This is a genomic window from Acinetobacter sp. WCHAc010052 (assembly GCF_002165295.2).
Taxonomy (GTDB): Bacteria; Pseudomonadota; Gammaproteobacteria; order Pseudomonadales; family Moraxellaceae; genus Acinetobacter; species Acinetobacter chinensis.
The window spans coordinates 1780404-1796093 of sequence record NZ_CP032143.1 but is presented as its reverse complement, the minus strand read 5'-3'; the positions used below and the strand labels follow the sequence as shown (position 1 = coordinate 1796093).

The window sequence follows — 15690 nt, the reverse complement described above, 5'->3', positions numbered from 1 at the left end:
GTTAAAAATCGGTGTCCCAGTTAAAGCGCAAGCCCGTATAGGCGTAGCGACCTGCAATGGGTCTGAAATCTGTAGAAGATTCAAAGTCCCGCTGCTCATCAAAAATATTATCGATGCCAGCAAATACACTGATACGAGGGGAAAACTTATAGTCAAACTGAGTATCAACAGTCAGCCAGTCAGGGGACTGGTTCTGGTTGGCACTGTCTGCATATTCATCACTTTGATAACGCAGTCTGAGACTGGTGCTCAGGGCATCATTCAGACTGAAATTGCTGCCCAGTCGTGCAATATGTTCAGGTCGACGGGTAATAAAAAGTCCGGTGGTTTTATCTTTTGCTTCGGTATAGGTATAGCCACCCGTTACACTCCAGTCAGGAGTAATGTGGTATTCAGCTGAAAGTTCAACGCCCTGGGTTTTGGCTTTTGCAACATTGTTATAGGTATAGCGGGTTATGCCATCCACAATCGTGGAATTCTGATAATCCGTCTGGATCAGGTCCTGAATATCATTCAGGAAAAAGTTGACCTCAGCATTCCATTTATTGTTTGAAACAGCATTAATCCCGATCTGATAGGAATCAGAAGATTCAGGTTTCAGATTTTCATTACCGATAACGTAATAGCCTAAGTGACTATGATCGAATGAATAAAATCTTTCCTTTAAATTAGGAACTCTATATCCCTGACCAAAACTCGCTCTTAAATCACTTAAAAAACTTTGATTTTCAAATAAACGGTATTTAGCACTGAGTTTAAATGCAGAATGTGAACCAAAATCCTGATCATCCTGAACACGAAGTCCGGCTACAACATTCAGGCGTTCATTCCACTGAATATCATTCTGAGCAAAAAGTTCATAGCGGTCTCTTGAGACTTCACCGCCTTGCATTTCAAACTTACCGTTATTACTTTGCTGTAATTTTTCTTCATGCCAGTCCACACCGAACTGCCATTTCTGTTTGTACCACTCAGCTAGATCCATCTGTGCTGTAAAATGATTGTTTTCCTGCTCAGAATTACGCAGGGCAGAAAGATAACCATCTGTAGTCTGACGTGACTGAGTATCATAGCTTTCATGCAGTGCTTTCAGATCGACACTGATTTTTTCTGATAATTTAATCTGGCTCCCAGCGGAAATGCGCTGTCTCTCAATATCTTCAGTTTTATGCTGCTGAAGATAAAATGGAGGAACAAAATTCAGGCTTTTTTGTTCATCAGATTCATCATAATAGTTCAGATCAATCCAGCCCATGAACTGGTCTGAGGGTTGCCATGCACCATAAACACTGATCTGTTGACGCTTTGAAATATCTCCACGTAATGGGTAATTGTCCGGATTTTCAGAAAATCCATCTGTTCTGAACTGTTCAGCCGCTATACGACCTTTAAACTCTCCATTTGAAGCATCAATCTGCAGTTTTTCGTGATGATTATTGACTGAAACAGATTTTCCATTGGCATTCTGCTTGCCATAACTGCCCAGATCGACCTGCCCTGAAACTGCCAGTCCATCCTGAACAGATTTTGTAATGATATTGATCACACCGCCCATGGCAGAGGAACCATACTGTGCTGATGTTGCGCCTTTCACTACCTCAATGCGTTCAATATCCCCAATAAGATACTGATCCAGATCTACTGTAGATCCAGTACTTGCTGCTAAAGGCAGTCCATTCAACAGAACCAGAACCTGATCACTGCTGAGTCCCTGAAGTGAAACTTCAAAGCCTGACTTTCCATGAATTTCACGGAGCTGAATCCCTGGAATATTTTCAACAGCATCACGCAGGGTAATGGCATTTGTTCTCTGAAGTTCCTGTTGGGTAATGACTTCTGTGCGAACAGGAGTATCCAGTAAACGCTTTTCTGTTCTCGTACCTGTAACCACAATCGTATCCAGGGTCGGAACTTCCCTGGCATAAGTGTCCATGACAAAAAGAGAAAGACAGCTGGCTAAACCTACAGCGACAGGGGAAAGTTTAAAACCAGAACGCTTTCCTTGTCGCACAACATGATGATTCATTAAACCGCAACCAAATGATAAAAATTACTGTTTGCAAATAGTAATGATTATCATAATAATTTACAATACTTGTCGGTTTGTTTTATTTTCGTGAGTTTTGTAAGCATTTTCTGGTTACATAAACAGTAAAACAAAGAATCGTAACGTTGTATTGGAAGGATAAAAAATGAAATCAACTTTGCTTTATGGATTAATGCTGAGTTCTGTAATAGGGGCATCATCTGCTTTTGCACAATTACAGCCTGCAGAACTGCAAAGTGTATTGCCGGCATCGACTCATCAGCAGTTAAGCCAGGCTCAGGCAAAAGAAGCCATTCTGAAAATGGCAGGGGAATATAAAGTCAACTTCCGTTTTGAAGAGCTGTATTCACTGAAACCGGGTTATGAAATTAAAAAAAATGATCTGAGCAGTGGTCATGAAACGGTCATTGTTCTTGAAAATACGCCATCACGTATTTCACTGCAGCACATTCTGGTGGATGAAGGACATGTGGTGAAACACTGGAGACAGGACTGGGAATTTGAACCGAAAAAAATGTGGTCTTATGCTGGCAATTATGAATGGAAAAGCATTGCACTGACACCTGAGCAGAGTAAAGGTAAATGGCTGCAAACTGTGTGGCAGATTGATGATTCACCACGTTATGCAGGGCTAGGGGAATGGTCAACTGACAATGGTGTAACAGCATGGACTTCGGCTGAAACCTATCGTCCGCTGCCACGGCGTGAACATACTACCCGCGATGATTATGATGTCATTATTGGGGTTAACCGTCATGTATTAAGTGCAAATGGATGGGTACATGAGCAGGATAATGTCAAATTTGACACCAAAACTAAAACAACACTGGCGCGTGAGCTGGGTGTGAACCAGTACAGCCAGATCAAAGGATATGACTTTAAACCGGCATACGACTACTGGTCTAAAAACAAAAATTACTGGCAGGCTGTGAAAGCAAGCTGGCAGAAAGCATTCGATCAGAACACATCTGTTGCTTTAAAATATGCTGAAGATGGTGAAAAAGCACATTACAGCTATTTTAATGATCAGGCGAAACAGAATGTTGGGAAAAATCTGAAAGCGGAAGAATTACAGGTTCAGACAAATCAGCTTTTGAATCAGCAACTGGTGAAAGGAAAGCTGAACTGATCACCTGGATGTCATAATGTAATACAGGAGCGATGGTGTTTCTAAAATTCCATCGCTCTGAAATATATAAAACTCACATAAAAACAGTACATCTGAATTGATAAAAGATCGGGACATATTCAATATATACAATAACAGTTGGATATGGATGCTTAAATGATACTTCACCATAACATTCACAAGGCAGATCAGCCTGATGCGAAAACACTGGTTTTTATTCATGGTCTGTTTGGCAGTCTGAGTAATCTTGGCATGCTTGCGCGCGCTTTTCAGGAGACTCACACCGTTGTTCAGATAGATGTCAGAAATCATGGTAAATCAGAACATTCATCTGACATCAGTTATGCAGATATGTCCAAAGATGTTGTTGAAACGCTGGATTCCCTGAATATTGATCGCTTTTCTGTCATTGGTCATTCCATGGGTGGGAAAATTGCCATGAAAATGACTGAACTGGCAGGCACTCGGCTGGAGCAGCTTGCAGTACTGGATATGGCACCATTTGCGTATCGTGAAAGCCACCATGAACAGATTTTTAAAGCATTGTTTGCCGTTCAGAATGCCGCACCAGAAACCCGTCAGCAGGCAACTGAGATTATGAAACAGTATCTGAATGAAGAAATGGTGATCCTTTTTCTAATGAAATCTTTCATAAAAGGAGGATGGCAATTTAATCTGGATGCAATATTTAAGCATTATCAGGACATTCTCGGTTGGCAGGATATCTCTGCATGGCAGTCATCTGCATTATTTTTAAAGGGAGGAAACTCTCCCTACATCAGTAAAACTGAACACAGGGATACTATAGCTGCACAGTTTCCAGAAGCAGAGACGGTCGTGATTGAGCAAGCCGGACACTGGCTTCATGCCGAAAAAACTGAACAGGTCATTCAGATACTTAAGAACTATCTACAATAATGCGGTTTACAGGCTCTTTCTTCCTGCTAAAAGGAAGAATAGAGCTGTACTGAACCAGATATACCCGTAGATATTAGTTCTTATTATTATTTTCCTTCTCCGTAATAGCCTGGATGAATAATAGCGTGATGATTGCATAAAATTATTTATATAAATACAAACAAATTTTACTGATAACTCAAAACAACTGTTCCATATAAAGCAGGAGGTATAAAATTAAAGGGTGATATATTTCACAAAATTTTTCTAAAATTCAGTATGGAAATATTTCATTGGTTAAGGCACCGTCCGGAGAGCAAAATGCAAAGAAAAAGATTCAATCATGAAAAACATCTGACTCTGTTGCTATTGACGGTCTGTATCACTCAACAACTCTATGCTGACACTGATATAAATATTCCCCCTGAAAATATGCTGCCGGTTTTGAAATATCAGGCAACGAGAACGGATACTGGTTTCCTTGATACATCTGCATCTGTTTATCGTGTCGATGCACCTGAAAATACGCAAAGCATGGGTGTCAACCTTTCTGAAGTACTCAAAGGTGTACCCGGATTACAGCTGAATAATCGTGAAAACTATGCCCAGGATCTACAGATTTCCATGCGTGGTTTTGGTGCCAGGTCTACATTTGGTGTCAGAGGGATTCGTTTATATGTGGATGGAATTCCAGCTACGATGCCTGATGGACAAGGACAGACTTCCAGTATTGACCTGAGTAGTCTGAGTCATCTTGAAGTACTGGGAGGACCTTCTTCTTCTCTTTATGGTAATTCATCGGGTGGAACAATCCTGGCAACAACAAAGCAAGGGCAGGGAAAAGACTCGCTGGAACTGGGTTATGCTGCAGGCAGTCATCATAAAAACAGGGCAGACTTGATTTTACAGGGTGGAGCTGATCGGGTGGGTGAACCATCTTATATCATCAGTTCTTCCTATTTTGATACGGATGGTTTTCGGGATCACAGTGAAGCAGAGAAAGTATTGAGTAATGCTAAACTGACATGGAAAACTCAGAATGATTCCATCATAAATTTTATTGTAAACAGCGTTAATATTCAGGCAAATGATCCCCAGGGATTAACTTATGAGCAGTGGAAAGAAAACCCAAAGCAGGCTATAGCTGATCCTAAATATAATGTCCGAAAAGAGATAGATCAGACACAATTGGGCATTCACCTGGATAAAAAACTGACAGATCTTCAGTCGCTTTATGCAATGGCGTACTACGGGCAGCGTCACGTGACACAGTATCAGTCGATTCCAGAGGCACCACAGCTTGATAACCGACATGCAGGCGGTGTAATTGATTTTAAACGTGATTTTTATGGAAGTGATTTGAGATGGACACTTAAGGACGCTTTACCTGGTACTCAGTTTATTGCGGGACTTACATTTGATGCTATGTATGAAGACCGCCAGGGATATAACAACTTTAACAGTCAGCATCATTTTGGTATGAAAGGTGATTTGCGCAGAAATGAAACCAACACCTTATGGAATCTTGATCCATATTTACAGGCATCCTGGCAGTTTTTAGAAAATTTACGGGTTGATGGTGGATTAAGATACAGTAATGTTCATTATGAATCACGTGATCACTATATTAAATCTGATAGTAATCCTGAGAAAAACAACAATGATGACAGCGGTAAGACTGACTATCAGAAAGTATTACCATCAGTTGCATTTAACTGGTCAATAACTCCGACACTCAGTTCATATATCAGTTATGCAAAAGGATTTGAAACGCCAACTTTTACTGAAATGGCATATCCAGCTGTTGGGACTTCAGGAATTAACTTCGCCTTAAAACCATCTGTCAGTGACAATTTCGAGTTTGGGGTTAAGTCAGATACTGTCTATGGTGATATTACCGCGGCAGTTTTCAGTACTGAAACGAAAGACGATATTGTGTCTGCCGATGCAAACAACGGTCGGAATACATTTAAAAATGCAGATAAAACCAAAAGACAGGGTTTTGAATTTTCATGGAATAAAAATCTATGGCATTCTTTGAATGCCAGTGTGAGCTATAGTTGGCTTGATGCACAATTCGATGCAGAGATTCCAGGCAAAACACTGGATAAAACTGTCAGAAAGGGAAATAAAATACCTGGTGTAGCTGAAAATCAGGCTTATTTTTCTTTAGGCTGGAAGCCTGACACAGGATTGGATGCGGGCTTTGATCTGCAATATATGGATCGTATTTATGTCAATGATACAAATAAAGAGTCTACACCATCATTTACAGCTGCCAGTGTAAACGCAGGATATACCTGGAAAGAACAGGACTGGAAAGTGCGGACATTTGTTCGTATAGATAATCTGTTTGATGAAAATTATATTGGCTCAGTTATAGTCAATGATTCAAATGGGCGGTTTTATGAACCTGCGGATGGGTTGAACTGGAGTGCAGGCTTAAGAGTAACCAAAGAGTTTTAGACATTTTAAAAGCCTGCCTGCTTGGATGGATTGCGGATTGAACTTAATTATAAAGCTCTGAGTTTATAAACTCAGTTGCTGTTCGAACTTGACGTTAGCCGTAAAGTTCCAGTGGCTCAGTTGGTGGCACTTGATTTTAGTTATGTGGAAAAAGTTTTTAGAAACAAAGGTTTAATATACGCAATTGCGTATAATGTATATTATGTTAAATAACATATCAAAGAGTGTAGCCTGAACAACCTCAGTTGTTGCTACACCTCGAGGTCTTAAATCTTGGAAATTATATTTAAGACCTCGAGTATGTTAAGTAACATAATATACGTTATGCCGAAATCCTGCGCTCACATCCGTTGAATCTGGTGATCAAGTCTGATGAACAACTGTTTCAATTGATCTATTTCATCGTGACGATCTAACTGCTGTAACTGAACTAACTGTCTCTCCAGTAGCTCTCTCATGAACTCAAAATCAGTTTTGGTGAGTACGCCTTTATTTCTGTTGTACAAAGTTGATTTATATACGTGCCTGCTCATATTTCTTTACCGGCATCTTATTAATGGGGGTGTCCAGAAATCCCATCCCCCACGAACAAACCTGTGGTATTGATTGTTTTTTGATCGAATTATTAATCATTCCTCAATCCCCATTTCACGCATGATGTCGTTTTCTTCTTTTAATGAATCACAGTATTCAGTGACAACAGCAGACTTATAGCCCCACCGCCCCATGACATTTTCAATGTGAAAAAGAACTCGTTCAGAATCGTAAGCAGGATTGCCACCTACAATCAGTTGGACTGCATCATCAAAAATGATCTTGGAAACGATTTCGAATGCTTGTTCAGTGCTCATTGTAATGAAATTACACGTAATTCTAATGAAGCAACTCTACAACATTACACGTAATGTATCAATGCATGACACAATAATGCCGTTACAGATAATGCTGATACGGAGAAAGAATGAAAAAGGCAGATTTATCAAAGGCATATAGAGTTAGAGGCGAATTTGTTGAATTGATCAAAGACAAATCAATTGACATGATCATTGAAACAAAAGAACGAATCGAAGAAGCGGACATTATCAATGCTTTGATTTATAAGCACTTAAATGGCATAACCTCAAAAGATGTAACAAAATATATCGAGGAAATAAAAAAAGCTGATTAGTGTGATTTATTTAGATATTGAGTATTAACTGAACAAAAAAGAGCCCTTTCGAGGCTCTTTTTAATTTGCTTGAATGTCGCATAACGTAACTATTATGTTAAATTGAGTACATGATACTTTAAGTTCATAGACCTCTTTGTTTAACCTAAAATCAATCACTTATATAAAATAATATTTCACATTCAGTTCACTTATGTTTATATTCTATTTACTTCATAAAGTTCTTGGCACTTAGAATGTTTGTCGTAAAAACAATTAAACTTTCAAAAAAGTATTCAAATCAAAATCACATAGTTCTATTGTTTGATGCTTCAGCTACAGTACCTTGTCTCTATCCTTTACTCTATTCTACGACTGTCCTGAGATTTCAAAGTTTTGCCACACAACAATCAGATATGCTGGCACTAAAGTTTTGGTATGAGTTTTGGCATCAGAAATATTCAACTTTGTTCTGTGAGTCATTTTTATCTTCCAAATATGAACCTGAGATTTTTTTGAATGAAATCGATAACTTTATTGTTTTCTTAGAAAATAATAAAAAATTAGAAATAAATTTGATTCGACTTAGATCAAATGTAGATGCTAACTATATGACCATTACACAGCGTTTGAGGTCATTGTTTAAATATTTCGTGTATCTTTTAGATGAATATTGGAACATCCGTTATCAAGATATTACAATCAAAGAGTTAACAAATCGTAGGAAAAAAATAGATTTGTTCTTATTAAACAAAAAAAGGATTTTTAGTAAATTTTCTAAATATAGTTTAACTGTAAAAAGTAAAATTAATCATAACTTTAAAAGCTTAACTAATGAAATGGTGGTTATGCTTTATAAAATTATTCGCCCAGACCAGACAGCTAATATAAATATAGACAATCCATTCTCAACGAGATCACATCAACTTCGTAATTTTTTGATGGTACATCTTATGATGAACTACGGTTTACGGGTTGGTGAACTAATGCTTCTCACAAAAAGATCAATAAAAAAATCTCTCAACTCTGATTCATATAGTCTCATAATAGCTAATACAGATGATGAACATGATTCCAGACAGAGAAAACCTAGCATAAAAAATGAGCAATCTTATAGAGTTATAAAACTAGATAGTATGGATTATAAATTTTTGATGCTATACATAGAAAAAATAAGGAATTTCAATAATTCAGATATCTTATTTACATCACTTAAACCACCCTACTCTCCACTAAGCTACTCATCCATCAATGCAATTTTTAAGACGATAGAACAAGCATTTAGGGCTTCACATCCTGTATATTTTGATGATACAAATATTGACTCAATTCAGAAGTTAACCCCTCATGTATGTCGTCATACATGGGCATATATCACTTTGGCTTTTGCTATAAAAAAATATCGAAACGAAAGTGCATCACCATTAAATCAAAGCAATGATGAAATTATGAAAAAAGCACTAGAAGATCTACGTGTCTTAGGTGGTTGGAGCGCTAACAGTATAATGCCAAGTTACTATGCAAAAAAGATTTATTGTTGATAGTGCTAACCTCATGAATTTGCAACGTATATCAAAAGAATTATGGAAAATATAAATAATGGAGCAATTTGATCTTTTTGAAGGTTTTCAGGAACAACATTCTGTATCAGTTTTTAATGATCAACAGATAATGGCTCTTCAGAATCTAAGTAAAAAAATACCAAAAGTCGTTAAATTCGTAGTTGCAGATAAATTTGACGATAAGTTTATCAATTCTACAAATAATATTTGGAAATTTTATTATTCTGGTCAGAAAGAAAACTTAGATTTCTCAAGCTTTTCTGAAGATGAGATGACTTTAGCTAAATTTTTTCTGATAGCCTTTATTCAGAAAAATACACCATCTTTTTTGAGTAGAAAAATTTATTCTTTTAATTTTTTAATAAGTTATTTAAAAAATAACAATTTAAATTTAAATTATGAAACTTTAAAACAACTATTAATAGAAATTGCACCTCAAGAAAATCATCATAATACTTATGCACATATAAAATTTTTACTGAGACTTCTAATTTTAGAAGGCTTCCCTAACTTTGATATTGAAGATGATTTTGAACTTGAGTTTATTCCTAGACCTAAGTCGTTTAATTCAAATTTATTCTACCAGCAATACGAAGATGCGATTGACTACCCTCTTATCTCAATGATTCAACAAGGCTTTATCAAGTTAAACCAAGCTATCAAAGATGATTTTCAGGGTATCGATAAACAAACACTACTTTACTCATCAATACTTGGTTTGATGTATGTAACTGGTCTTAGACCTGTGCAATTAGCAAAGCTATCTGCTGAAGACATAAAAATAGATACTACACGTACTACTGATCATTTTCATCGCTATAGCATACTCATTCCCTATGCAAAACAAGCACGCTATGTACCTGAGAAAATAGCTGTAAAACTTCCAGAAGAAGTTGCTGAAATTATTATTGCTTATATTGAAAGATTTGACTTGAGTCCAAAAGATAAGTTATTTGATTTAGGTGAAAAATCTGCACGTTTTTTGCTCAAAAGCTATTAATACACAATTATTTGATTTTGCTCCTGAAGCCTATAGAGAAGCTGTTCTTTCTGGTGAAATGATAAAGCAAAAGTACTCCTTTTCTGATTTTAGGCATCATGTTGGCTATAGTTTAGCAATGGCAGGTTCTTCAGCTGAGGAAATTGCATATATCTTAGGTCACTCTTCTGTTGTAACAGCCAGACATTATATTTTTTCTACCCCAGAACTGGCTCAAATTAGAGCGCAGGCACTTGGTAAAAATTCTCTGTATAGACAAATGATCGCTATGCTCCTGACTGGAAGGCTCGTTTATAAGAAAGATTGGCATCAGAAAAAAGTTCTTGGAAATATTGGTAGCAGAATTCATTACGATATTGGTGGGTGTTCTTACAAAGACAAATGTTTATTTCAACCTGTACGTAACTGCTATGGTTGTATGTACTTTCATCCTTTTATAGATGCTAACCATAATCATGTTTTAGAAAGCATACAAAGTGAAATCAATGATCTTATTAAGCTATCAGATGGAATTGGGGTATCTAGAAATCCATTGATTCGAGTGCATGAGTCCACTAAATTCGAAATTGAATCTGTAATAGCTCGTTGTGCATTACAGAAGGATGTCATTCATGAACATTGAAAAATATAATGCTTTTATTCATGAACAAAAGGATTATTTCGAACAAAATCTACAGGCGAACTTCAAATGGAGTTGGAATGATTCATTATGGTATGGAGGAACAATAGGTTCTGGCTGGTTGTTATCCAGAAGTGGGAAAGTACATTTCAATTTTGGAAGTGTTAAAAGATTAAATGGTGTAAACAACTGCAATATTGATGAAATGTTTCAGTATTTTATTAAAGCAGTTTTAATTCTTAGCTATAGAAAATCAAATTCTAAAGCATCCCCTCAAAAGCTGTGTGCAGAATTGTATGTTTTAAAGCGTTGGTATAGCTCGCTTCGCGATATGGGTATATCACAAACCCATCCCTGCTATTTATCTACATTAATATTAAATAAGTCTTTTGAAATTTTGGCAGAAAATTCGAGTAAAACGAATCTTCCTGATCATGCTGGTACTTACCTTCGATTACAGGAGATGTTAAATCATTATGGTTTTACTAAACAACCTTTAGAATTTTCTCAAAAATATCTATATATAAATCGCCAGAATAGAACCCCAAATGCCAAGAAAACAAAAGCTTTAATAGATCAATTAGAACTTGATGAAGATGATCTGGATAAAGAGAAGCTGATTTCTGTTCGTACATTTATAAATATTGTTTCGCTCATCAGTTTGTGTGAGACGAATGGTGAAAAGATTGTTTTGAATCTTTTATTACTACTCATCGTCACAGGTTTACGTTCAACAGAAGCAATCCTTTTAAAAACAGATGCATTGATTAAGCAACCTATACTTGATCAAGTAACAAAGAAGCATCTAACTTTAGATGGAGTCAAACAATACACTTTGGGAATTCAATATCATGGTGCTAAAGGTGCTGGATTTAGAATACATTGGGTTGAACCTTTGTCTGCAAATTTAGTTGAGACAATATTTCAATCTGTGTTAGAACACACAAAAGAATATAGAGAACATCTTTATTATATTAGATTAAAAAATTGTTCAAATTTTTTACCAAAATCAATTGATGATATTGATCAAGATTATGTGGAAATAGATAATCTGATTGGAACTGTTTTTGGGGTTAAAGATACTTATAGAGGCCGAGCTGGACAGCGTGAAGTAGTTATTAAAACTCTAAAAAATGTATCTATTTTCAAGGAGATAAAGTCTAACCAATGTATTGAAAAATATTATTTAAAACATGATATCAATACTTTCATTAAAGGATTAGCTAATTATGACTCCGAATACCCTATAGATTATGTTTTTAATTATGAAGGAAAAACGGAAAAAATTGCTTATGAAGAATTGCTTTTTATTCATGAGTTTAGATCTACAACTCTACAACGAGCTTTCATCAATAAAACAAATATCATTCCTCTAAATGGAATGATAATAAATAGTTTTTTTGGAAATTCTTTAAGTAAGTCTGTTTTTGAAAAATATAATTTACTTGAGAATGAAAAAGAGCATTCAAAACTTACAAGTCATATTCCACGGCACAACATCAATACTTTTCTCGCTCTCAGTGGTTTAGCTGAACATCTGCAAGCAATGCTCATGGGGCGTGTAGACATTAAGCAAAACCAATATTATCAACACTTAGCGTTAAAACAACGTAAAGTCACAACTAGTTTGTTAAAAAAACATGAATTGGCACTTTACGAAAATGATAAACAAGAACTAAAGCCAGACTATCCAATTGATTCTATTAAACATGATGGATTAATGTACTTTTCAGAAAAGTTGGATCTAGAAAATAATTTAAAGATGAATTTACAAACCTTTGACTCAAAAAATGAAGTGGCAAGCTATGTAAAAAACTCATTTTTTGATGAGTATTTTCAAGATATTGCAGAAACATTTAATGAGCTGGTCAAAGAAGATAATTCATTAGCAGACTCCCTCGTCCAACGTCATGCTTGCTTACATCCCTTGCCTTTTGGTGGATGTATGCGTGAAGTCGCTGTGCATGATTGCCCTAAACGTCTAGCGTGCCAATCAGGTGATAAATGTGGAAACTTTGCTTTAACTGGCCGTAAAGGTGAATTAGAAGCCCTACAACATACTTTGAATAAGTTGCTGGGTAAGTTTGCACATATAGAGCAAATCGTAGTCCATGATTTATCTTATAGCGAAATGCTTGAGGATTTGCGTCAAAAAATACTTTATTTAAGTGACTTAAAAACAAAAGCAATTAATAGGAAAAATAGTTTAAGAGATGGATCCGTAAATTTGAACAACTCCTATAAGTGATATTCTGCTCCTCAAATGATGTTATAAACATCAATATATGGAGTATTTTATGGCACGTAGACCAAGAAGAAATCATTCAAATGATTTTAAAGCTAAGGTAGCACTTGCTGCGATTAAAGCAGAAAAAACACTTGCTGAATTGAGTGCTGAGTTTGATGTTCATCAAAACCAAATTATTGACTGGAAAAATCAATTGATCTCAGCTTCCTCGCAAGCTTTCGATCAATCAAAAGCTCCAACAGAACCACCCATCGATCTAAAAAAACTACATGCAAAAATCGGTGAGCAGGCATTAGAAATTGATTTTTTAGAAGGTGTGTTGAAGAAACTGGGCCGCTTCAACCACAAAAGTTAATCGACGACTCACTTCAGATTTCAGTATCTAAGCAAGCTAAGCTGCTGAAAGTCTCCCGTGGTTGTTATTACTATCGCCCAAAACCTGTGAGTGCATCAGATCTGAAGCTGATGCGATGTATTGATGAATTACATATGCAATATCCTTTTGCAGGCAGTCGTATGATGCGTGATTTGTTGAATCGTCAAGGACATCATATAGGACGACGTCATACACGTACTTTAATGAAGAAAATGGGTATTCAGGCGTTATATTGCAAACCAAATTTAAGCCAGGCTAATCAAGCTCACCGTAAATATCCATATCTGCTCAAAGGATTGGCTATTCAGCGCAGTAATCAAGTGTGGTCTACGGATATAACGTATATCCCTATGGCAAAAGGCTTTGTTTATTTATGTGCTGTGATTGATTGGCATAGCCGCAAGGTACTTGCGCATAGAGTATCGATTAGTATGGAGGTGGATTTTTGTATTTCGGCTTTAAATGAAGCGATTGAAAAATATGGTCGACCTGAAATATTTAATACAGACCAAGGCAGCCAGTTTACCAGTGATGCATTTATTGATGTATTGAAATCAAATGGCATTCAAATCAGTATGGATGGTAAAGGTCGATGGGTAGATAATGTGATGGTTGAACGATTATGGCGGAGCGTTAAATATGAAGAGGTGTATCTCAAAGCTTATAGCAGTGTCACAGATGCGAAAAAGCAATTAAGTGCATATTTTGAGTTTTATAATTTGAAACGACCTCATTCGAGTCTAGACAAAATGACACCAAATGAGTTTTACTATGATCAGCTACCCCAACAAAACAAGGTGGCTTAACTAGAGCGGAATATCACTTATAAATACGCTTTTAGTTGTTCAAACAAGTGGGACCACCTCTTTTAACTCCTGTTCCCGTTTTCCCTTATGGAGATGCAATCGCTAAATTACCAACAACCTTAAGTGAAATGTTCGCTATGGAACAGCAAAAAATTGAGACTAAGGAAGCCTAATATGTTACGTGGTAAACAATTAGATGAAGTCATCGAACAAGAATTGCAAATGATGTTGATTGAAGGTTTTGAAAAATCCCCTATTTCGCACAAAGCTCTTCATAGTCGTCTAGCAGCTAAGGGCTATATATCTGGTGGGCTAAGTACTTTGAGTTCGGCTGAAAGGAAGAAGCTCATATCTCTGTATGTATCTGAGCAGATTTCTCCACTACACCTAAAGACTAAAGAAGAGCAACTTTATGTGAATAAAAAGACAAGGCAAGCTCTTACGGACACTAATAAAAATCTGCGCACTCAAATTGATGATTTGGAGTCACAGCTTCATCAGAATACAGAAACACTTATAGATATTATAGAAGAGGTAAAGCTTAGAACAAACTTGAAAGTTGATCATCTCTTAGCTCCACATCTCCTTAAAAAATATCTTTCAAGGGAGTAATATTTTAGGGTCAACATTGAGTGTTTGTGAGATTTGGTAGAGTTTTTCAACAGTAATGCTGACTTCTCCCCTTTCAATTCGCCCCAAATAGCTACGATCAATTGTTGTTGATAAGGCTAATTATTCTTGGCTAATAGATTTATTTTTCCGAATTTCCCTGATTTTTGAGCCAATTGACAGTGCTAGTTCTTGATTCATAGGTGACAACCACAAATACAAGAACTATCAGGAATTGAAGTGTTTTAATCCACGGACTATAATCCTCATTATTTGAGTGATGAATATGGAAATTCAAAACTTACCAATGTTTAAAGAACTTTCACGAGTATTCTGTAGCTACAATATTGAGTCATGGCAAACTGTAGATTTTTGGGATAAAGTTAAACTTTTGAAAGTAGTAGATAGTAATGTTAACTATCAAAGTGTTTATCGGTTGATACTTCGATTGGTTAAAGATGGTTATTTAACCGTTGATGTTGAAAAAAGTAGATATGGACAAACCACTTATACCGAAGCTGAAAATTTGCATGATCTACGATCACAGTTTTGTATTGAGTCAACATCTATCCTCCAAGAACTTAATTTGAAAAAAGAAGAGTTTGAGAGCGAAATCACTGTACTAGAAGAAGAAATTGAAGCATTGCATGATTTAAAAGGACAATTTCCTGATATTCAGTTTAAAATTGAACAATTGCGACAAATGAAAAGCAAAGAAATTAATAGCTTGAAAATAAAAATCAAAGCTATTAATTCTTTAATCAATTATTGTTCATAATATATT

At 36.2% G+C, this 15690-nt stretch carries 10 protein-coding genes and 3 pseudogenes; 10 read left to right on the top strand and 3 right to left on the bottom strand.

Features of this window, described 5'->3' with window-relative positions:
• Nucleotide 1: 1 nt before the first annotated feature.
• Nucleotides 2-1933, bottom strand: coding sequence for a TonB-dependent receptor plug domain-containing protein (locus CDG61_RS08920; RefSeq protein WP_087551488.1), 1932 nt, complete (start codon nucleotides 1931-1933; stop codon nucleotides 2-4).
• A 259-nt stretch (nucleotides 1934-2192) separates the two neighbouring features.
• On the opposite strand from CDG61_RS08920, the gene CDG61_RS08915 reads away from it, so the two are divergent.
• The 3 genes from CDG61_RS08915 (at nucleotide 2193) to CDG61_RS08905 (ending at nucleotide 6539) form a co-directional block, all read left to right on the top strand.
• The gene (locus CDG61_RS08915) at nucleotides 2193-3176 is read left to right on the top strand and encodes a DUF6607 family protein (RefSeq protein ID WP_087551477.1); all 984 of its coding nucleotides are present in this window, start codon (nucleotides 2193-2195) and stop codon (nucleotides 3174-3176) included.
• A 156-nt stretch (nucleotides 3177-3332) separates the two neighbouring features.
• The gene (locus CDG61_RS08910) at nucleotides 3333-4094 is read left to right on the top strand and encodes an alpha/beta fold hydrolase (RefSeq protein WP_087551478.1); all 762 of its coding nucleotides are present in this window, start codon (nucleotides 3333-3335) and stop codon (nucleotides 4092-4094) included.
• A 300-nt stretch (nucleotides 4095-4394) separates the two neighbouring features.
• Nucleotides 4395-6539 carry a TonB-dependent receptor gene (locus CDG61_RS08905; protein WP_087551479.1) on the top strand — a complete coding sequence of 715 codons (2145 nt, stop codon included), beginning with the start codon at nucleotides 4395-4397 and terminating at the stop codon, nucleotides 6537-6539.
• A 629-nt stretch (nucleotides 6540-7168) separates the two neighbouring features.
• Here the strand turns inward: CDG61_RS08905 and CDG61_RS08895 are convergent.
• Complete coding sequence (locus CDG61_RS08895; protein ID WP_087551481.1) at nucleotides 7169-7390, bottom strand: hypothetical protein; 222 nt, start codon at nucleotides 7388-7390, stop codon at nucleotides 7169-7171.
• Between the two features lie 110 nt (nucleotides 7391-7500).
• Here CDG61_RS08895 and CDG61_RS08890 point away from each other — a divergent pair, with 110 nt between their 5' ends.
• The 6 genes and pseudogenes from CDG61_RS08890 (at nucleotide 7501) to CDG61_RS08860 (ending at nucleotide 14909) form a co-directional block, all read left to right on the top strand.
• A complete protein-coding gene (locus CDG61_RS08890) occupies nucleotides 7501-7707 on the top strand; it encodes a hypothetical protein (protein ID WP_087551482.1) in 207 nt (68 codons plus the stop codon).
• A gap of 236 nt (nucleotides 7708-7943) precedes the next feature.
• Nucleotides 7944-9282: pseudogene (locus CDG61_RS08885) on the top strand (site-specific integrase).
• A gap of 3 nt (nucleotides 9283-9285) precedes the next feature.
• A pseudogene (locus CDG61_RS08880) lies at nucleotides 9286-10870 on the top strand (tyrosine-type recombinase/integrase).
• Nucleotides 10860-13115 carry a hypothetical protein gene (locus CDG61_RS08875; protein WP_228199558.1) on the top strand — a complete coding sequence of 752 codons (2256 nt, stop codon included), beginning with the start codon at nucleotides 10860-10862 and terminating at the stop codon, nucleotides 13113-13115. Before CDG61_RS08880 ends, CDG61_RS08875 begins: the two are co-directional and overlap by 11 nt.
• 49 nt (nucleotides 13116-13164) lie before the next feature.
• Nucleotides 13165-14297 (top strand): IS3-like element ISAba14 family transposase gene (locus CDG61_RS08865; protein ID WP_223155595.1). Its coding sequence is split into 2 segments (ribosomal slippage): nucleotides 13165-13417 and nucleotides 13417-14297, totalling 1134 coding nucleotides; the frame shifts between segments, so codons are not numbered across the junction.
• A 174-nt stretch (nucleotides 14298-14471) separates the two neighbouring features.
• The gene (locus tag CDG61_RS08860) at nucleotides 14472-14909 is read left to right on the top strand and encodes a hypothetical protein (protein WP_087550029.1); all 438 of its coding nucleotides are present in this window, start codon (nucleotides 14472-14474) and stop codon (nucleotides 14907-14909) included.
• Here CDG61_RS08860 and CDG61_RS08855 read toward each other — a convergent pair.
• Nucleotides 14898-15107, bottom strand: a pseudogene (locus tag CDG61_RS08855) (helix-turn-helix domain-containing protein). The gene CDG61_RS08860 and the pseudogene CDG61_RS08855 overlap by 12 nt on opposite strands.
• A gap of 85 nt (nucleotides 15108-15192) precedes the next feature.
• Here CDG61_RS08855 and CDG61_RS08850 point away from each other — a divergent pair.
• Complete coding sequence (locus CDG61_RS08850) at nucleotides 15193-15684, top strand: hypothetical protein (RefSeq protein ID WP_171405589.1); 492 nt, start codon at nucleotides 15193-15195, stop codon at nucleotides 15682-15684.
• Nucleotides 15685-15690: the final 6 nt, after the last annotated feature.

Bases quoted from the DNA above. Each gene is read 5' to 3' on its own strand.
- CDG61_RS08895 (WP_087551481.1), bottom strand. From the start codon at position 7,390: ATGAGCACTGAACAAGCATTCGAAATCGTTTCCAAGATCATTTTTGAT.
- CDG61_RS08890 (WP_087551482.1), top strand. From the start codon at position 7,501: ATGAAAAAGGCAGATTTATCAAAGGCATATAGAGTTAGAGGCGAATTT.
- CDG61_RS08875 (WP_228199558.1), top strand. From the start codon at position 10,860: ATGAACATTGAAAAATATAATGCTTTTATTCATGAACAAAAGGATTAT.
- CDG61_RS08860 (WP_087550029.1), top strand. From the start codon at position 14,472: ATGTTACGTGGTAAACAATTAGATGAAGTCATCGAACAAGAATTGCAA.
- CDG61_RS08850 (WP_171405589.1), top strand. From the start codon at position 15,193: ATGGAAATTCAAAACTTACCAATGTTTAAAGAACTTTCACGAGTATTC.
- CDG61_RS08920 (WP_087551488.1), bottom strand. From the start codon at position 1,933: ATGGACACTTATGCCAGGGAAGTTCCGACCCTGGATACGATTGTGGTT.
- CDG61_RS08915 (WP_087551477.1), top strand. From the start codon at position 2,193: ATGAAATCAACTTTGCTTTATGGATTAATGCTGAGTTCTGTAATAGGG.
- CDG61_RS08910 (WP_087551478.1), top strand. From the start codon at position 3,333: ATGATACTTCACCATAACATTCACAAGGCAGATCAGCCTGATGCGAAA.
- CDG61_RS08905 (WP_087551479.1), top strand. From the start codon at position 4,395: ATGCAAAGAAAAAGATTCAATCATGAAAAACATCTGACTCTGTTGCTA.